Source organism: Clostridium transplantifaecale, assembly GCF_900626075.1.
GTDB lineage: Bacteria > Bacillota > Clostridia > Lachnospirales > Lachnospiraceae > Otoolea > Otoolea transplantifaecalis.
Map to the genome: position 1 here is coordinate 791,084 of NZ_UYZY01000003.1, position 19,650 is coordinate 810,733.

Annotated in this window: 17 protein-coding genes; 12 read left to right on the plus strand and 5 right to left on the minus strand. The window is 48.3% G+C overall.

The window, feature by feature from the left end:
• Positions 1 to 68: 68 nt before the first annotated feature.
• Entirely contained in the window at positions 69 to 1,055 is a 987-nt protein-coding gene (locus EJL91_RS14980; RefSeq protein WP_125142757.1) for a diaminopimelate dehydrogenase, read from the plus strand.
• Between the two features lie 65 nt (positions 1,056 to 1,120).
• Positions 1,121 to 1,588 (plus strand): YbaK/EbsC family protein, encoded by a 468-nt coding sequence (locus tag EJL91_RS14985; protein ID WP_125142758.1) that lies wholly within the window; start codon positions 1,121 to 1,123, stop codon positions 1,586 to 1,588.
• Between the two features lie 96 nt (positions 1,589 to 1,684).
• On the opposite strand, the gene EJL91_RS14990 is transcribed toward EJL91_RS14985, so the two are convergent.
• A complete protein-coding gene (locus tag EJL91_RS14990; protein ID WP_125142759.1) occupies positions 1,685 to 1,993 on the minus strand; it encodes a helix-turn-helix domain-containing protein in 309 nt (102 codons plus the stop codon).
• A 308-nt stretch (positions 1,994 to 2,301) separates the two neighbouring features.
• Here EJL91_RS14990 and EJL91_RS14995 point away from each other — a divergent pair, with 308 nt between their 5' ends.
• From EJL91_RS14995 to EJL91_RS15030, 8 genes are all read left to right on the plus strand, one after another.
• Complete coding sequence (locus tag EJL91_RS14995) at positions 2,302 to 3,729, plus strand: D-alanyl-D-alanine carboxypeptidase family protein (RefSeq protein WP_125142760.1); 1,428 nt, start codon at positions 2,302 to 2,304, stop codon at positions 3,727 to 3,729.
• 276 nt (positions 3,730 to 4,005) lie between these two features.
• Complete coding sequence (locus EJL91_RS15000) at positions 4,006 to 4,185, plus strand: hypothetical protein (protein ID WP_125142761.1); 180 nt, start codon at positions 4,006 to 4,008, stop codon at positions 4,183 to 4,185.
• Entirely contained in the window at positions 4,186 to 4,752 is a 567-nt protein-coding gene (locus EJL91_RS15005) for an ATPase (RefSeq protein WP_125142762.1), read from the plus strand.
• 307 nt (positions 4,753 to 5,059) lie between these two features.
• Positions 5,060 to 6,466 carry a Wadjet anti-phage system protein JetA family protein gene (locus EJL91_RS15010; protein ID WP_125142763.1) on the plus strand — a complete coding sequence of 469 codons (1,407 nt, stop codon included), beginning with the start codon at positions 5,060 to 5,062 and terminating at the stop codon, positions 6,464 to 6,466.
• The gene (locus EJL91_RS15015) at positions 6,459 to 7,124 is read left to right on the plus strand and encodes a DUF4194 domain-containing protein (protein WP_125142764.1); all 666 of its coding nucleotides are present in this window, start codon (positions 6,459 to 6,461) and stop codon (positions 7,122 to 7,124) included. Before EJL91_RS15010 ends, EJL91_RS15015 begins: the two co-directional genes overlap by 8 nt.
• Positions 7,084 to 10,443 carry an ATP-binding protein gene (locus EJL91_RS15020; protein WP_125142765.1) on the plus strand — a complete coding sequence of 1,120 codons (3,360 nt, stop codon included), beginning with the start codon at positions 7,084 to 7,086 and terminating at the stop codon, positions 10,441 to 10,443. The genes EJL91_RS15015 and EJL91_RS15020 overlap by 41 nt, the downstream gene beginning before the upstream one ends.
• A 69-nt stretch (positions 10,444 to 10,512) precedes the next feature.
• The gene (locus tag EJL91_RS15025) at positions 10,513 to 11,784 is read left to right on the plus strand and encodes a Wadjet anti-phage system protein JetD domain-containing protein (RefSeq protein ID WP_164516852.1); all 1,272 of its coding nucleotides are present in this window, start codon (positions 10,513 to 10,515) and stop codon (positions 11,782 to 11,784) included.
• A 379-nt stretch (positions 11,785 to 12,163) separates the two neighbouring features.
• Positions 12,164 to 12,415, plus strand: coding sequence for an AbiH family protein (locus EJL91_RS15030; protein WP_125142767.1), 252 nt, complete (start codon positions 12,164 to 12,166; stop codon positions 12,413 to 12,415).
• Positions 12,416 to 12,573: 158 nt separating this feature from the next.
• Here EJL91_RS15030 and EJL91_RS15035 read toward each other — a convergent pair whose 3' ends face one another.
• From EJL91_RS15035 to EJL91_RS15045, 3 genes are read right to left on the minus strand one after another with little or no spacing between them, the layout of a single operon-like run.
• On the minus strand, positions 12,574 to 14,697 hold the full coding sequence (locus tag EJL91_RS15035; RefSeq protein ID WP_125142768.1) for a CocE/NonD family hydrolase: 2,124 nt from the start codon (positions 14,695 to 14,697) through the stop codon (positions 12,574 to 12,576).
• A gap of 22 nt (positions 14,698 to 14,719) precedes the next feature.
• On the minus strand, positions 14,720 to 15,886 hold the full coding sequence (locus EJL91_RS15040; RefSeq protein ID WP_125142769.1) for a DUF819 family protein: 1,167 nt from the start codon (positions 15,884 to 15,886) through the stop codon (positions 14,720 to 14,722).
• 60 nt (positions 15,887 to 15,946) lie between these two features.
• On the minus strand, positions 15,947 to 17,017 hold the full coding sequence (locus EJL91_RS15045) for a mandelate racemase/muconate lactonizing enzyme family protein (protein ID WP_125142770.1): 1,071 nt from the start codon (positions 17,015 to 17,017) through the stop codon (positions 15,947 to 15,949).
• Positions 17,018 to 17,245: 228 nt separating this feature from the next.
• Between EJL91_RS15045 and EJL91_RS15050 the strand changes: the two genes are divergently transcribed.
• Positions 17,246 to 17,818 carry a helix-turn-helix domain-containing protein gene (locus EJL91_RS15050; protein WP_125142771.1) on the plus strand — a complete coding sequence of 191 codons (573 nt, stop codon included), beginning with the start codon at positions 17,246 to 17,248 and terminating at the stop codon, positions 17,816 to 17,818.
• An 81-nt stretch (positions 17,819 to 17,899) separates the two neighbouring features.
• Entirely contained in the window at positions 17,900 to 18,913 is a 1,014-nt protein-coding gene (locus EJL91_RS15055; protein ID WP_125142772.1) for a glycosyltransferase family 2 protein, read from the plus strand.
• A 428-nt stretch (positions 18,914 to 19,341) separates the two neighbouring features.
• Here EJL91_RS15055 and EJL91_RS24790 read toward each other — a convergent pair.
• Positions 19,342 to 19,650: hypothetical protein (locus EJL91_RS24790; RefSeq protein ID WP_206429502.1), on the minus strand; the 309-nt coding region annotated here is incomplete at its 5' end.

A 19,650-nucleotide genomic window follows, 5' to 3' on the forward strand; every position in this document is an offset into this window, starting at 1 on the left:
CAACTGACGAGGGAGTGAGGAATCACTCCCTTTTTATGCCCAAAAACACAGATGGAGGAAAAGAGAATATGAGTATCAGAATCGGTATTTTAGGCTATGGAAATCTGGGAAGGGGTGTCGAGTGTGCAATCAGGCAGAACCCCGACATGGAATTAAAGGCCGTATTTACAAGGCGCGCCCCCGAGACGGTGAAGATTCTCACGGAGGGAGTTCCGGTGCTTGGAGTGGAAGAGGCGGAGAAGATGAAGGATCAGATCGACGTCATGATTCTCTGCGGAGGCAGCGCGACTGACCTTCCGGAGCAGACGCCTTACTATTCACAGTGGTTCAATGTGGTGGACAGTTTTGACACACATGCAAAGATTCCGGAGCATTTTGACGATGTGGACAAGGCGGCAAAGAAGGGCGGCAGAATTGCCGTTATATCGGCCGGCTGGGATCCTGGCATGTTCTCCATTACCCGTTTATACGCTATGGCGGCTCTGCCGGATGGGGAGAATTACACATTCTGGGGCAAGGGCGTAAGCCAGGGCCATTCAGACGCCATCAGAAGGCTCGAGGGAGTGAAGGATGCCAGACAGTATACAATTCCGGTGGAGAGCGCGCTTAAGGAAGTCAGAAGCGGGACAAACCCGGAGCTAACTACGAGACAGAAACACACGAGAGAGTGCTTTGTCGTAGTGGAAGAAGGGGCGGACAAGACAAAGATCGAGAATGAGATTAAGACAATGCCAAACTACTTCGCGGACTATGATACGACCGTTCATTTTATAACGGAAGAAGAGATGAAGAGAGACCACAGCCGTCTCCCTCACGGAGGTTTCGTATTAAGGGGAGGAAAGACAGGCTGGAATAAAGAGAACGGCCATGTGATCGAGTACAGCCTGAAACTGGATTCCAACCCCGAATTTACATCCTCAATCATTGTCGCCTATGCCAGGGCGGCCTATAAGATGAATGCGGAAGGGCAGAGCGGATGCAGGACCGTATTCGACATTGCGCCGGGCTATCTTGTTGCAGAGAGCGCAGCGGAGCTGAGAAAGAAATACTTATAATACAGATTGCCGAATCCGCAGGAACCGCTGCCGGATTCGGCATTTTGAACAGGGAGGGTAAGAAGATGTCAATTGAACGCGCAAGAGAACATATGAAAAAATGGGGAATGGAGGACAAGGTTCTGGAATTTGAGACATCCAGCGCCACTGTGGAGCTGGCAGCCCTGGCGGTCGGCTGCGAGCCGGCCAGGATTGCGAAGACGCTGTCCTTTAAAATCGGCGAAGACGCGATTCTGATCGTCACGGCGGGCGACGCCAAGATCGACAACCACAAGTATAAAGAACAGTTTTCGGTCAAGGCTAAGATGCTCTCACCGGACGAGGTGACGGAGAAGATCGGACACGGCGTAGGCGGCGTATGTCCCTTCGGCATTAATGAAGGAGTGAAGGTATACCTGGACGAGTCGATGAAACGCTTTGAGACGGTATTTCCGGCATGCGGAAGCAGCAACAGCGCCATAGAGCTGACGATGGAGGAGCTGGAGCGGTGTTCCGGGTATGAGATGTGGGTTGATGTGTGTAAGCTGGGATAGGCACCGGGAGTCCGGGAATAGAGGGCGCAGGCTCTGAGGAGCGGATGTGGAAGGAATAGATGAGTCCGCCTGCCCGGACTCTATCCTTAAGCCTGCTCACTTGCGCAGTCCCTTTATAATCACCCCTATATTCTGCAGGTAGGACCGGTTGAGGTGGCGCAAATCTTCTATAATAGCTTTCAGTTCTGCGGGATACCCGTTTCCCTCATCAAAGAACTCAGAGGGAGTGACACCCAGATATTCACAGATATAAAAAAGAACGGTCAGAGACGGCATGCCTTTTTTATTTTCAAGCGAGTTAATATATCCCGCGCTCTGACCGATGGAGAGGCTCATATCGCGGGCTGAGACACCTTTATTCAAACGCAATTCAATTAATCTTTTATAAAATAATTCTTCGTACATTTTATCACCCCTGTATATGATTTTAAAGTATATATGACTTGATTGTGTCCGGTCTGGCATGATATATACGCCGATTTATCCGGTTAAAATCTGCGGTTTGCGAGAAGTGTAGTGTTTTAAACGATATCCGTTATTTTCTGATCTTATACCAACAGTCTGTAATAAAATTGTAATAATTATAACTTTCAGATCGGATTGTAATAAAGAATGAAATGCTGTACAATGGTAAAGTACGAAATACGAAATATGAGATATCATATTTTTACTGGAAATCAATAAAAATACAGAAATATACAGGAGTATTACCGATGAACAGATGGAAAAACATAAAAGCAGCCCTTTGTCTTGGACTGGCCATGTCGATGGCCGTAGTTTCCACAGTATCAGCAGACGTCTCCACCCCTGCCGCCGGTCCGGGAGCGGGCCAGCAGACGGTGCAGAGCCAGACCGGTTCATCCAGTCCCTCGCGTCTTCCGGCGCTTTCCGGCACTGTTACAACCGACCAGGGGAACCAGGCATCCGGTGCAGGTACATCGCAGGGACAGACAAACGGAGCGGCCGAGAAACCGGTGGTGGCTTCCCAGGGAGCCGTACTGTACGATGTTAACAACAACCGTTTTCTGTTCGAGCAAAATGCGGATATAAGATATTATCCGGCCAGCATTACTAAGCTGATGACGGCGCTGCTGGTGCTGGAAAACAGCAATTTAAACGACACGGTAACCTTTTCAGAGAGCGCGGTATCGAACCTGGAATCGGGAGCGGTGACTCTGAAAATTAAGGCAGGGGACAAGTTTTCCGTGAAAGACTGTCTGTACGCCCTGCTGCTTAAATCAGCCAACGAGGTGGCAAACGGCCTGGCAGAACACGTATCCGGCAGCGTCAGCGGCTTCGCCGATCTGATGAACCAGAAAGCGGCTTCCCTCGGATGTACGAATACACATTTTGTGAATCCGAACGGCCTCAATAATACGGAACATTATACAACGGCCAGAGACATGGCTCTGATTGCCAAAGCGGCATTCGCGAATCCGACACTCTCGCAGATCGCTTCCACGATAAGTTACGATTTCCCTGCTACGGCCAGTGTTCCAACCGTCAGAAAGCTGACGATAGGCCACAAGATGATAAGTTCCGCCAATGCGGAATACTATCAGGGTATCGTGGGCGGAAAGACGGGATATACATCCCTGGCGGGCAATACGCTCGTCACCTGCGCAGAGCGGGACGGCAGACGGCTGATTGCCGTTGTTCTGAAGAGCAAGCAGACGCATTACACGGACACCAAGGCGCTTCTGGATTACGGTTTCGCCTATCTGACAGAAGAGCAGAACCAGACGGGCAGCCCGGCCGGCGGCCAGCAGACAGGCCCGGGAGGCGGACCGTCCTCCTCACCTTCGGCAGGCCCGGGAGTTTCCTCCAAGGACGTCAACAAGTGGGAGCAGAACGGTGATGTATGGAAGTTTGTCAAGTCCGACGGAACGTATGCAAAGAATGAGTCCATGATGATCAATAATGAAATCTACCATTTCAACAACGACAGCCAGATGGTCAGAGGCTGGAACCAGATCGACGGCGTATGGTATTTCTTCAGAAACAGCGGCGGCCTGGCGAAGACCAGATGGGTGGAGACCAATGGAATGTGGTATTATGTAGATGATAACGGCTCCCTGTTTACAGGGGGGACGACACCGGATGGGTTTAAGGTGGATGAGAATGGAGTTTGGATACAATAACTTGTTGAAGATGAAAGGGCGTGAAGAAAAATTATCACGCCTTTTCTTTTATCTCATTTTCCTGTATAATAAATAGGACAGTTGAAGAAATTTAGTTTAATGGTATAAGATACTTCCTGGCCGTCACCTATGCAGGTGATGCGGAATGTTAAGACTATGGAACTGGAAGGATATGTCACCACTAAATCGGTGGTGTGGATAGAACGGTTGAAAGGTCGGTAAATCTGGCTTTTTACGTCACCTCTATTTTTATAGAGGAAAAAGGAGGGCAATTTTATGTCAAAGACTGAAGCTGCAAAGAAATTATACGAGGAATGTAAAGATATGGATATAGATGAAACTTTGGAGTTGGTCTTAAACGCGGAGACAGAGGAAGAGCAGGATTTTTTTTCTATGTTAAGTGATTTTCTATTACAGAAACAACAAAAGAAAGTAATAGACCAGAAGAGGTTCTAAGTGAAAAAATACATTTTATATGCCGGAGTAAATGGGGCAGGAAAGTCAACTTTATATAGGACAACACGTTATCAGGATATGATGCCGCGAATCAATACAGATGAAATATTGAGGGAATTTGGAGATTGGAGAAATACTGCGGATTTAATGAAAGCAGGTAGAATTGCCGTTGAACGATTGAATTCTTACCTGCATGAAGAGGTTACATTTAATCAGGAGACTACCTTGTGTGGACATACAATATTGCGTACAATACATAAGGCAAAGCAATCTGGTTATTGGATAGAATTACACTATGTCGGTGTTGATTCTCCGGAGATAGCAAAGCAGAGAATTGCAGAACGAGTGAAAATGGGAGGCCATGGAATACCAGACAAGGATGTTGAGAAGAGATTTGGAGAAAGTTTAAGTAATCTACACAAAATTATAGGTTTGTGCGACTTGGCAGCACTATATGATAATACAAATGAGTTTCGGCGGTTTGCTATTTATAAAAGCGGGGAGATTGTCAGGATCTCAAAGAATATTCCAGATTGGTATATAAAGTGGCAGGAAGGATGTCATTAACTCGACACAACCCTGGGTGCAGTAGATTTAATATATTACGATGATTATATGTGCGGTAGATGGTTGAAAAGCCATCTGCCGCATTTTTTAATTATGATGAACTAAGGGAAAATCGGAAGAACAGCATCGTACAAAATATAGTTTTGCTCTAAATTGCCAAACAATATAAAACATGGTAAGATAAAGTAATGTTATGTATAGGAGGTACGTTCTTGAAAGAAAAAAGGATGAAAGATAAGTACCTTGAAATCGCGAAAGCGGTAGAGATAAAAAAGCAGTTGCTATAAGGTGTGGGGAACGAAAGCAGATGAAATTATTTGAACGGATACCGGATAAATTTTTCAGCATTTTGTCATCAAGTAAAAAAGAATTATATGTGGAAGCGCTTTTCGTACTTCGCCAGGCATTTAAGACGGAGCTGGTGATCCGACGGGAGAATCTGACGGCGATGTTGATGGATTCGCTGGAATCCAGCATCCTGCAGGCGGATTTTTCAGAAGAAGCGGAGGAAACCGGCGAGGAGCGCGCGGACATGGACGGAATATCCGGAAAGGCCCACCTGCTTCTTCGGAAACTTAAGGCTACAGGCTGGCTGGAGGTAGAGTATGAGAGGGATTCATTTGACGAGAATATCACTATTCCGGACTACGCGATCGAGGTGATCGAGCTTCTGCACGACTTATCTTCCGAACGAGTCAAGGAATATAACAGCTATGTCTATGCCACGTACGCCGCCCTGCAAAATTCCAGGGAAAATCCGGATTATCTCTATCAGGCGCTGCAGGCCGCCTATCAGAATACCGTTAAGTTGGTCGATGAGCTAAAGCTGCTTTTTAACAATATCAAAAGGTACCATCAGCGGATAACGGATCAACTGAATGTGAATGACCTGCTGGCGGAACATTTTGACCGATATAAAGAGCAGGTGGTGGATACGATTTATTATCCGCTTAAAACTATTGATTCGGTTCCGAGATTTAAGTATGCGATCCTGTCCGTTTTGAATGGCTGGCTTTTGGACGATAAAATGATTTCCGATATTGTACAACAGGGAATCGGCCGCCATATTTTCCCGGATGAAGAGAATGGAAAGGAGGAGGTTCTTTCCATGATTAATTCCATCGCGGATACATATGACAGCATCGAGGTCATGATAACCGACATTGACAGAAAGCACGTGGAGTATACCAGCGCCTCCATCGACCGGATCCGTTATATGATGAATGCGGACAGAAGCGCCAAGGGAAAGCTGGTGGAACTGTTAAAGCATGCGGGGGAAAAAGAAATTTTCTCCGAGATGAACCGGGCGGCCCAGGCATACCGGCATTCCTTTATGGATATGCAGTCCCTGTATGACCGGGTTAAGCGCACCGTGAAGACGGAGGGAAAGCCCCTGCCCTTACAGGAGAGGGAGGAAAATCCGGATCTGGTGCAGTCTTTTTTGTCAGATGTGAGAAAACAGTACAGCAATCAGAAAATAGATGATTATATTGAGGGCTGCTTTCAGGGGCAGCCGGAATTTTCTACAGAAGATCTTATGATGGAAGGGCCGGAAGACTTCATCCTGTTTCTTTTGGGTACTCTGAGGGGCAGGGAGAAAAGCGCCGGTTACAGGGTGGAATTTGGGGAAGGGAATGTGGACTGCCAGGGTTACAGCCTGCCCCGCACACGCTTTGTGAAGAAAAAGACGGAAAGAGTGGAGAAACATGTTTGAAGAAAAATTTGAGAAGCTCAGTTTGACGGAGCAGGAGTCTTTTCGCCGGATTATCAACTGGCTCTTAGCGCACACCTATCTGCTTCAGGGAAATTATGTGTTTGACGACAGCATGAAGCGGACGAACCCGGATTATCTGTTTGTGGAACGGCAATTCGGCCTGTTTCAGGATTATCTGGAATACAGTGGGTTTCATCTGGAGCGGGACAGTAATTACGGCGTCATTTTTATATCCAGCACCTATGAATATAACCGCGTTAAATTCGACAAAGCCACTACGCTGATGCTGTATGTCCTGCGTCTCATATATGAGGAAGAGCGGGAAAAATTATCTTTGTCCAGAGATATTTTCACCTCGACCGGTGATCTGGTTCATAAGATGATTTCACTGGGCGTGATTAAGAAAAAACCGTCCAATCTCGTGCTGAGAGATTCTCTGAGGACGCTGAACCGGTTTCGGGTCATAGAGAAACCGGATGGCAGCTGGGAGGCGGCCGACACGAAGTTACTAATTCTGCCCACCATACTATTTATTGTTACCAATGAACGGATCAGCAATATGTATAAGCTGATTGACGAGGAGCCGGGTGGGGATATGATACCGGAGGACGAAGAAGATGAAGAAACTTACCAGGATGCTTCTGATTCACTGGCATAATTATGAAAAAGAAGTCATTGATTTCGATATGATTAACTTTCTGACGGGAAAGACGGCGGCGGGCAAGTCTACCATCATCGACGCTTTGCAGCTGGTGCTTCTGGGGGATACAAACGGAAGCTTTTTTAATAAGGCTGCAAACCAGAAATCGGCCAGAACGCTGAAAAGCTATCTTTTTGGCGAGATGGGAGACGACGGAGATACGGGATTTCGATATTTGAGAAATGATCGTTTTACCAGTTATGTGGCGCTGGAATTCGAGGATACGGAACGGAAAAGCCGCTTTACCGCCGGTTTTATCAGCGATTGCTACAAGGATCAGAGTATTGATTTCAAATGGTTTATCCTTCACAGCCAGGGATTTCCGGAGAATCTGTTTGTAGATGAATCGACACGGACGCCCTTCGATATCCAGGGGCTTAAGACCTTTCTGTCCCGGACGCTGGGTAAGAAAAAAAGCACCTTGTATGAGTTTTACGATACCAATAAGCGGTATCAGGATGTGACTCTGGCTAAATTTGGCCAGATTAAAAATAAGTACCGGGTTCTTCTGAAAAAAGCAGTTCCCTTCTCGCCCATCGCCGACATCGAGCAGTTTATCACAGAATCCATCTGCGACGTGAAGAATAATATTCAGGTGGATCAGATGCAGAGCGATATCCGCCAGTATAAAAGCCTGGAGGAGGATGCGAAGAGGACAAAAGAGCGCATCGGCCGCCTCAGGGAAATAAGCGGCATTAACCGGGAGTATGAGAAGGAAAAAGAGAAGTATTTACAGCAGAAATATATTGTGGTGAGGGCTGAAAAAGAGCAATTTGCGGAGCAGGAGAAAAAGTACAGGGAAGAGATTACGGAAAAGCAGGCTCTCATTTCAGAACACAGAGAACAGATGAAATCTCTGGAAGAGGAGAGAAAGAGGCTGAAAAAAGAGCTGGAAAGTCTGGAAAAAGAATATTCAAGCTCCAGCCTTGTTCAGCGTGAAAAAGAATTGAAACTTCATTTAAATAATCTGGCGGAAGAGATAGAACGGCTGGAAGCCGGAGTGAAAAATGCGTGTCAGCAGATAAGAAAGTACGGCCGGGACTGGGCGATACAGATTAAGAACGTCGAGGAGACAGGTTTTTCGCTGGAACCGGAATTTTTTGAGCTGGCGGAGTCTATGTCTGCTCTGGAGGAGAACCAGGCGTCGGATTTCCCATATGAACCGACTGCCGATACCATGCGCCGGATGCAGCAGCAGGTAAGCGACTATCGCGCACAGCTTAAGGGGAGGGCGGAGCAGCTTCAAAGAGACATTAAGGCTCTGGAAGCTACTGTAGAAAACCTGGAAAGGGGGATCAAACCGTTTCCGGGGTATGTAACCGCTTTAAAACGCCTGCTGGAAGAGACGTTATTCTCCCGGCATAAAAAGACGGTGAATGTATATATTTTAGCGGATTTACTGGAAGTCAGGGACCCGGCCTGGAGAAATGCCATCGAGGGGTATCTGGATAAGCAGAAGTTTTATTTGATGGTGCCGGAAGAATACTACAAGGAGGCGCTCCGGATTTATAATCAGGAAAAAAGGGAGAAAGAGATTTACGATGCAGGCCTGGTAGATATCGGAAAATTGCGGAAAAATTTCGGGAAAAAGCCCATGGCCGGCTCTCTGGCGGAGGAGATTGAGACAGAGCATCCTGATGCAAGGCTGTATGCGGATTATCTGCTGGGCGGCGTGGTAAAATGTGATGATGTAGACGAACTGAATCAGCATAAAATATCGATCACAAGAAGCTGTATGCTGTACAAAGGATATGTCAGCCGCAAATTAAATCCGTCCAGATATGCCAGCCCCTTTATTGGCCGGCGCTCCATGGAGCTTCTGCTGCGGCAGAACCGGGAAGAATTACAGCGCCAAAAGAAGCTTTATGAGGAAACTGCCGGTTTCCATAGAGTAGTCCGCGCGGCGGCGGAAACTCCGATCTTAGGGGAATATGAGGCAAAACAGCACCGGAAAGCGGTGGAAGACGGCAGGGGGTTAGATGGACTACGAGAGCAGAGAGGCAGAGTACAGGAAGAATACGACGGGCTGGATCTCCTCTACTTAGAGCGGATGAAGGATAAGATAAAGGCGCTTAAGACGGAAGTGGAGACGAACAATAATCATTGGCACGATCTGGACAAGAAGAATGGACGTCTGGATGTGGAGCTGACATCACTGCGGGGAGAAAAACTTCCGGAGGCAGTAAGACAGGTTATGGAAATACAGCAGCGGATCGAACAGGAGTTTGATCACACCTGGATTGCCGAGACAGGAGAACCGCGTTTTAGGGAGGTTCAGGGCGGAAAGTTCGAGGTTTCTCTGCGGGAACGCTTTTTTGCCGCAATGAGGCAGACGGAGATCAAACGGGATAATCTGAGAAAGAACAGGACGGAGAAACGCTCCCGGTACAATGCAGACTATAAGATGCCCTATGATGTGGAGGAGGAGAGCAACCGTTTCTTTGACAAAGAATTGAATGAACTGGAGCAGATCCGCCTTCCTGAGTATGTCGAGAAAATACGTGATTCCAGGGAAAAGGCCTATAACCAGTTCCGGGATGATTTCATAGCGAAAATCAAGTCCAATATCGAGTCCGTAACGCAGCAGATTGAGGAACTGAATGCCTCGCTGAAACAGAGTGTCTTCGGCACGGATCGCTACCGTTTTGTAAAGAAACCTCGGCCGGAATACCAGAATTACTACAATATGATTATGGATCCGCTGCTGATGGATACCGGCGGGTGGAATATTGCCTCCCAAAGCTTTAATGAAAAGTATCAGAAAGAGATCGACGAGCTGTTCCAGCTTCTGATCTTAAACGAGACGAATGTGACGGCCGAGCGCAGGGCCGAGTATGAAAAGAGTATCCGCAAGTTTACGGATTATAAGACCTATCTGGTGTTTGACCTGATCGTGACGGATGAACAGGGGGAGGAACAGAGGCTATCCAAGACACTGCTCAAAAAATCGGGAGGAGAGACGCAGATCCCGTTTTATATTGCGCTGCTGGCCTCCTTCTCACAGGTTTGCCGTATCAGAAACAAAAACCAGAATAATACGATCCGGGTTATCATTCTCGATGAGGCGTTCAGTAAGATGGACGGGGAGCGGATTCGGGAGAGCATCCATCTGCTGAGGCGTTTCGGCCTCCAGGCCATTTTTTCGGCGCCGCCGGACAAGATTCCCGACATTGCGCCCCTGGTTGACCGGAATATTGCGGTATACAAGGATAATCGGCATTCTTTTACGAGGCGGTTTGACCCGAAGGAAATTGAAGAGGATTTTGAGGAAACGTAAAAGTGAGAGGTTTAAGGAGTGCTCTGTATGCGTCGGGGAATACGGTTTGCAGGGCGGAGGGAGGCTCAAATGGATTACCAGAGATGGTTGCTGGAGAGGCTTTTAAAGAAATATGAAAATAGTAAGGCGTTTGTGAGCGGCGTTTTTTCCCGACGGATTATACTTGATGCAAAAAACGAACAGGAGCTTCAGGGGTATATGGAACGCCCCGACGAGAAGCATCTTTTTCTGTCTGTTCTGGAAAACTTGAAAAGAGAGGAGCTGATTGATTACTCCTGGGTAAAATACGAGATAGGAAATCTCGTTGATAAAATCTGGCTGGTACCGGAGGAAGAGGCCGTCAGGAAGTGCTACCTGCGTCTTGGGAAAATTCCCAAAAAAGATCTGGCTGATTACCTGAAAGAACAAATTATGCTTTATAGCCGGAGACTGTGCGGGGATACGGCAATTTTCAGGTTCCTTCAGGAGATGTGCAAAGAATTGGAGGAGAGCCGGCGGATTCCCAGATTTTTCACGGAAGATGGGAGATTGAATGAGGATATCTTAAAATGCCTGGTTTTTATGGAGAATAATGAGGACGAGCTGATGGAGCGGCTGCTGAGCAGCCGGCTGTATGGGGACAGCAAACATTTTGAGAGAGATGTAAAATCAAAAATCTTGTCGATCCTCCGCTATGTGAGGAAGAAAGAGAATGAGGATATCCTGGAGGACGATGAGCTGCTGCGAGAGAAGGGGATTGTCAGATGGCCGGAGATTATGGAGTTTACGGGAAGAATTTCCGCTGTCCTTAAGGATGGCAGTCTCATCCAATACGGTACTCAGAGATACGGTGCGTATATTAATTCAGATACGGTGAAACAGATAAGAGAAGTCACGGTGGAGGGAATCGTAAAGATTACGTTCATTGAAAATAAGGCGAATTATATATGGTATGTGTCCCATCAGAAATCAGATGATGAACTGGTTGTGTTTCATGGTGGCTGTTATAGTCCGGTCAAAGGACGGTGGATTCAAAAAATATATGACGGTACAAAGAAACAGGAATTAGAGGCCAGCTATTATCACTGGAGCGATATCGATGTGGGCGGATTCCACATTTTTCATCGATTGAAGAAAAATATCATTCCGGAGCTGAGACCTTACAAAATGGATGAAACGACTTTGGAAATCTTTAAAGAGCAGGCAATGAGGATACAATCTCCGTCGTATAGAAATACATTAAAGGAAATGGAGAAGGACAACGATTATAAAGAGTTTTGGGCAGTGATCCAAAAGATGCTGGCTTTTGGTATCCGTCTGGAGCAGGAACAGATTATTTTGTCCGATTGTAGTGGGAGATAGCTGGAGAGAAAGACATTGTTCCCTTTGTTAAGTGCATACTTAAACATTATGTGATTAGGGCAAAGACTGCTTTAGGATATGGAATAGGCAGTTTGAATAAATTATAATGAAAATGTGGTGTAGGAATTCTGGTGAGAATCCCTAGCAAACATAAAATACCCAGGAGATTCGCATCAGAATAAGGTATATAATATTTAATTTCAAGTGAAGATATCGTATAATATGAGAAGCAGATTGTGTATTGTGTATGAGAATATGCTATGATTGATGGGGGATATTATGCATAATTGCTGCCATAGTCTGTGAGGACTGTGAGAATTGAAATAATCTCGGCAGAGCAATCTATCTGCAAGGTCTCCCGTCACAGTCCGCGAGGACTATGGCGGAATGGGCCGTTTATCCTTTGCAGGTAATTGAGGCGGAACTTTCAAAACGGTTTCGCAAGTGGATTGAAAGCCTCAGACCTTCGGGTACGGCAAAGCCGCTGGTATCGGTCATCAATAATAATGGATATTATATCAACTTTAATTATACAGAATTTCTTGAGTCGATTTACGGTGTTCCGTCGGAAAATATTTTGTATATCCACGGCGACAGGAGAAAGAAAAAACAATTCGAATGCGAAATATAAAAATCCCCATCAGGACAAGTCTGCTTCCTGATGGGGATTTTGCCGTTTTGCCGATATTACCTTTTCTTTACGGGCGGTATCTTTGACATCGCTATTGTTATTATAATAATAATTATTATTGGCAGCGGAACCCCGTGCACGTCCCCAAAGAGTATCGTCTACCCTTCCTCATACAGAATCACCCGCGACGCATAAATTCCTCCCCGATGAATCCGGTTATCTGCGGTCCGAACCGTTACGCTGTTAAAACCGTCCCGCGTATTCCGGTTTGGAAAGATGAAATTCTTTGCGCTGGAGGTGACGGTCACGCGAAGCTGATGGCCTGTTTGAAAGGTGTGGGACAGCTTCGTAGTGCGGATCTTCACCTGATAGACCTGATCTGGCTCCATGAATTCGGGATGTTCAAACTGGTTGCGGTAGCGGACACTTATAACCCCGTCGGCCAGCTTTATGGAGCGGCCGTTTTCATCCACGTCCGTGATTCGTACCATCAAATCCGTATCTTCACAGTCGGAGGAGATGAAAAGTTCTGCCGTTGCATCACCGGTAATCGTTAAATCCGATGAAAGCACACCGGTGGAGTAGCACAGAAAATCGGGCCGTTTTTCCTCTTCCGTATAATCCTCCGGCACTTCCAGCTCATTTTCCGACATGTCCACGAGATGGACGGCCGGATTCTTTGGATCATAGAGGTAGGAATCATAGGAGGGATGCACCGGGGCGGAAGAAGAGAGGAGCCCCTCATTAGCCGCAGCCGCATTCGGGCGCGCCCCGTCCAGATAAAGGCTCAGTTCCCGTGTTCCCGGAACGGGCCAGTTATCGGCCGTCTTCCACTCATTGCTGCCCATGGTATAATACTCGACCCGTGGCGTCTTCTCAATGCCGTTATCCACGCCTTTTAAATAATGCTCCAGCCATGCCAGGCAGACCAGATCCATATCATAACGGAGGGCATTGTTACCGAGTGCAAATCCGTGAATGTCATAGTTGGCATTGCCGCCATGCATCCATGGGCCCAGGATGACCTTCTTTTCGTCATAGTCATGATAAAGCTCCAGGGCCTCCGTTGTGCCCATGCCGTTGTCATCGAACCAGCCGGACATAATCAGGGCCGGGACACGGTGTTTTCCGGTCCGTTCCTTCCAGTTTCCGCGTTTCCAGAGATCGTCGTAATCCATATGCTCAAACCATTTTTTCAGGAAGGGGATATCATATCCGAGCGCTTTCGGCGCCAGATCTTCGAGTGGCCTGATGTCCAGAACTTCCTCCCAGTCATCACGCGCCATCAGTCCGGGATTGGCGCGCTGACCGGAAACCAGGAAGGCCCATGCCAGCATGCCGGAGTTGAAACAGCCGCCCCGCCGGGGGACATCGATAAACGGGCTTCCGGCGCAGACGCTGCTGAGCATTGCCTTCAAATGAGGATTTTCGCTGGCGGCAGCAGCCCATTGGACGTATCCCAGATAAGAACCGCCCGTCATGCCGACATTTCCGTCGCTCCACGGCTGTGCCGCAATCCAGGTCAGGGTATCGTCGCCGTCCTCAACTTCATAGTACATGGGGAGCCATTCCCCTTCGCTGTCTTCGCGCCCCCGAACATCCTGTATCACCACGGCATAGCCGCGCTGCACGAAGCGGAAATAGGCGGAGGCTCCAACACTCTTTCCATAAGGGGTGCGGACCAACACGGCAGGTACTTTCCCGGCGCCCTTCGGAAGATAAACGTCGGTCGCAAGACGTATACAATCCCGCATCGGAACCATTTCCGTCACCGGAGGTTCCACAGGGAAAAGAGGACCCGCATCCATTTCATTCCAGTTCTTTAAAATGGTTCTGTCTTCAAAACCTTCCTTTACCAGCACTGCGCACTGATCGCGGAATGGGGTGATGAATGCGATTACTTTTTCATTCTCCGTAACCAGATCCTTAGGAAATTTAATATTGCGCTGTATATAGGTATGGCTGTCCCTTTTTTCAAAAGTTTCCCCATTTGCAGTTTCGAATTGACGCCTGCAACAGGAAGCACTGTCAGTCTCTGAGCCTTTTGCATCCGTCCGCCCGGCGGTTTCTGCGATACCGGCTTCATAGTCTGGCAGACGCAGAAGGGCTTCACGGACGTTCATTTTTCCAAGTTCCAGGTACCAGATATCTTCCTCCGTAAGTACCTGCCATTCCTTCAGACGGCCGGTGTACACGTCAAGGGGCTGATGAAAGATCTGATTATCCCTGCGCTCACAGACTCCGTACAGGATTCCGGACAGGTAAAATTTCCATTGTTCCATATGCTGACTCCTTTTTTATGCCTTATGCCCCGATGATAAATTTAATCAGATAGGCAACTAAAATACCTACATAGTTTCCGCAGACTCCGCCGATGACGCCCATGAGCAGGCCCACGCTGACCAGCCGGTTCCACTTGGCGCTGGATGCGACCAGGGAGGCGGTGGTTCCGTCGGCAATCGCTCCGGTAATGCCGAGAATCACGTATTCATACGGTACCCTGAACAGTCTGGACAGGAGCAGATGGAGCGTGATACTTCCGACGATGACACAGAAGCAGAAGAGCGTGATTGTCATAGTGGAGCCGAAGAAGGAAGCCAGATCCACGCTGAATCCGATGATAGCCAGATACATCATTCCGAAGAACAGTCCCAGATTCAAATTTCCCCTCAGCTTTCCAACAGCCGGAATCTGGGCGGCCGCGATGGAGAGCGTGGAAATGAGGAGTATCCGTCCTGCGCTTGCAAAGTCGGACGGCAGGAAAGCCGCCATCCTGGTGGCAATTGTCACGATGGTGATTGAGATTGCCAGAAGACACGCGATATCCTGAATACTCCATTTCTGTTCGGCCATCAGGACCGGCTCCTCCCCGTCGCCGAAGCGGTCTTCGTCGGACAGGCGGTACGGCCAAAGCTTCCTCAGGAATTTAACATTCTGGAACAGGGCCGGGGCGGCGAACATCAGAAACAGCGTCGGCATGCCCACCACATAGTCTGCGGCATTGGCGGCGGCGATGGTTTCGTTGGCCGCATCCAGGCCAACCGCGATTGCAGTTAGGTTGGAGCTGCCTCCCGTATAAGTTCCGACAAACATTCCGGCGATTTTCCAGCCCTCAAACATCTTTCCGCTGAAAATCGCACCGAACACGGTGGCTACCAGGCAGACGCTGAAAACGGCCGATACGAGGCCGACCACGGCCTTTCCGGACAGCTTTGCCAATTCCTTTAAGTTAATGTTTAACAGATAGATGGAGATGGACATCGGGACACAGTAGGTGATGATAACGCCATACACGTCCTGATACCCGGGAACAATGTGCAGATTGACGAGCGCAAGTCCGATGACAATTACCGTGAGGGCCGGGCCGATATATTTAAATGCCTTAAAACGCTGGACCCACAGGGAAAATGCCACCATCACCAAAACAACCGTCAGTAATTCGTCTGTTGTCTGAAAAATAGGGAATTGCATAATTGTACCTCTTTCGTTGTTTTCTATGGTTTCTCAGTATGTAATAACCGGGTAATGCGGCTACATATTAAAGTTTACGCCGAATCCCGGTTCATCAAGCAGCGTAAAGGTGTCGTTTTTTTGGATAAATCCGCCCTCTACCGGATTTTCCCTGTAATACAGGAAGCTGTCGCAGTCTGCCTCCGTCACATTCTTTTTGGCCGCCACAAGGCTTAAACCGGCGGTGATTGCAAGCTTTGTCTCCAGCATGCAGCCTACCATACAGGTGACGCCGTTCGCTTCGGCGATGGCATTGATTTTTGTGGCCGGGTAGAGGCCGCCGCATTTCATCAGTTTAATATTCAGGATATCGGCGGCGCCGATCCGGCAGGCTCTGGCGGCGTCTACCGGGCCGTGGATGGATTCGTCCAGCATAATCTGGATTCCGTTTACCTTGCTGCGGATGAAGGCGGAACCCTCCATATCCCAGTGCGGCAGGCACTGTTCCACGGCTTCGATGCCGAATTCGCGGAAACCCTCCAGTGCGCAGGCCGCGTCTGAAACCGTGTATCCCTGGTTAGCGTCTGCGCGCAGGCGGATATCCGGGCCGACCGCTTCACGGATCAGTTTCATAGCGCGGATATCTTCCTTATAATTGATGCCTGCTTTGATTTTTAAAATGTGGTATCCTTCTTCTGTGACAAGGCGTTTTGCCTCGGCTGCCATTGCTTCCGGAGCGCCGATTCCGATTGTGATGTCATTCTGCACCACATTACTGAAGCCGCCGAGCAGCTTGTAGACAGGCTGTCCCATGGATTTACCCATCAGATCGTACATTGCAAGATCCACGGCGCATTTTGCGGCTCCGTTTCCTACAATCACGCCGTCCATCATACCATGCACTGCTTCAATGTCCACCGGATTCATCCCAATCAACCCCTGCTTAAAAATTTCCAGGACCGCAATTACGCCGTCTACCGTCTCTCCGGTTACCGGTGCAAACGGGGCGGCCTCTCCGTATCCGACATAACCCTCATCCGTTGTCACCTGAATCAATACGCTTTCCAGATAGTTAACGACGGTAAAGGCCACCTTAAAAGGCTCTTTTAACGGAATCTGGACTTTTTCAATTTTCATACCCGTGATTTTCATTTGTATCCTCCTGTGATTATGATTATATCATAATTTTCCCTATGATAATTTCTATTAATTTTACTATAGGTTAAAAAACCGGTCAACTGTTTCTGTATGAAAATAAGGATGAATATTGGGATATCCGGATAAAAACTGTTCCTGACTATCCCGTGAGCGCAATTAAAAATGTTGCATAAGTGCCGTATGCACGATAGAATAGGGAATAGCAGAAAGAAGGAGTCATATATGTTAGGCACAAATATTAGAGAGTACCGTAAAAAACTGGGACTTACCATGAAAGATATGGCGGAGAGCACGGGCCTGTCGATCGGATATATTTCCCAGGTTGAGCGGGAGGAAGTGGAGCCGTCTCTTTCCTCCCTTCGAAAAATTGCCAGGAGCTTTGACGTCCCTGTCTACATTTTGATGGATGATCATAAAAATGACCGCAATCTCACAATCCGGAGAGAAGAGCGCCTGTCGGTAAGAATGAGAAAGAGCAGTGTGGAATATGAATTCCTGACGCCGCTCCCTTCACCTGGTTTTATTCCAAAGACACTGATGATAAAGGCCACTCTGGAACCGAATTCAAAGGACTCGGAGCTTCCCGTGGTACATCATTCCGAAGAGACGATCCTGATTTTAAAGGGAACGCTCAACGTGGAAATCGGAGATTCCGTCACCGTGCTGCAAGAGGGAGACACCATTATTATTGAGGAAGATTTGCCTCATACCTGCATAAATCAGACGGACGGTTATGTGGAGGTGATTTCCACAATTACACCGCCGGTCTGGGGCACGTTACACTTTCCCGGATAGGGAACCGGCCCCCTTTCCATTTACAGTGTTTTCGTTTATAATGGACAAATATTCAAAAAAGACGGCAGGAGATGAGAGAAGATGAAAAATGCACCGATCCTATATTTTGTGGTGCCTTGTTATAATGAAGAAGAGGTTTTACCCCTGACGGCCGGGACGCTTACCAGGAAACTGGATGAGCTGTGCGGTGCGGGAAAGATTGATAGACAGAGCCGGATTCTCCTGGTGGATGACGGGTCACGTGACAGGACATGGGAAATGATTGAAGGGCTCCACAGGGAAGACAGCCGGTTTATGGGCCTGAAACTGAGCCGGAACCGGGGGCACCAGAACGCACTTTTAGCCGGGCTTTCCGAAGCGGCTCTCCGCTGCGACGCCGCAATTTCACTGGATGCGGATTTGCAGGACGACGTGGACGCCTGTGACCGGATGATCGAGAGGTTCAAGGCGGGCTGCGATATTGTTTACGGCGTCAGAAAGAAAAGGACGACCGATTCCGCCTTCAAGCGTCTGACGGCGGAGAGCTTCTATAAAATGATGAATCTTTTAGGCGCAAACACCGTTTATAACCATGCGGATTTCCGGCTGATGAGCTGCCGGGCCTTAAAAGGCCTGGAGGAATTTACCGAAGTCAACCTGTTCCTGCGGGGAATAGTGCCGATGATCGGTTACTCTTCGGATGTCGTGTATTACGACAGGAAAGAGAGAGCGGCAGGCGAGAGCAAATATCCGTTAGGGAAAATGCTTGCCTTTGCTATCGAGGGAATCACTTCTCTGAGCATCAAACCAATCCGTTTGATCACATTTACGGGCATTGCCTCCTTTTTCGTCAGCATCGGGTTTCTGATCTGGGCAGTCGTGGATTTTTATAGAGGCAACACAATCAGCGGCTGGGCCAGTATCATGGTTTCCATCTGGTTTATCGGGGGACTTCTTTTACTGTCCATTGGGATTGTGGGAGAGTATATCGGGAAGATTTATCTGGAAACAAAGCACAGGCCAAGGTATCTGGTGGAAATGCTGTTGGGGGATGAGGAAAGCTCTGCGGATCCGGTGTTAAAGCAGGGGGAAGAGAATCAGGATGAGCGGATTTAGTTGAGATGCGAGGACGCCTCTGTAAGACGGCGGACGGGGGAGTGGGAGGGTGTTTATGAGTCTTCAGTCCCGGTTTGCAGGTTGTCGTGAGGGGGAATCCAGGAGAAAAAATTCCTGCGGGGACTCGCTTCCGCTTGTGGAATGCGCAGCGGATGCTAGATTCGAAAAGACCTCATCAAGCACCGGCGGATTCCAAGGTCTCCCTTCGGAAAGTTTTCTCCTTCCTTCCCCGGGCAGGTGGTCGGCGGGACTGAAGACTCAGCGAAGGGTGTTGCCCCGTCCGCCGTCGTCAGGGGCTGATTGTCTCTTTCGTCAAGTGTGGAGGTGGTATTGTCGCGGCCACGATATAGTTGTGATTCTTTTACATTCTGACGACATCCTGGGCTGCATAAAAAGAGTATCAGAATAAACACTCTAAGATTATAAGTTTATAAGTTTATAAGTTTACATAGTCTCATAGTGAACAGGAGGCAGTTTTCCGGTATTCGGGAAAGCGTAGTGGCAGCGACAAGCGCCTCCCCTCTTGAAGAAATAGGACAGATCAGGCGCCGCAGGCCGGGGACCGGGCCGTTATACTGGCTGAGTCTTTCGTCCCGCTCGTAACCTTCCCGCGGGGAAGAAGGGAGAAAAAGATTCCGGAGGGAACCTGGGAGTTCATTGGTACTTACCGAGGTCTTTTCGAGGTTAGTACCATTATGTACTCCAACGAGCGCAAGCGTTTCCCGCAGGAACTTTTT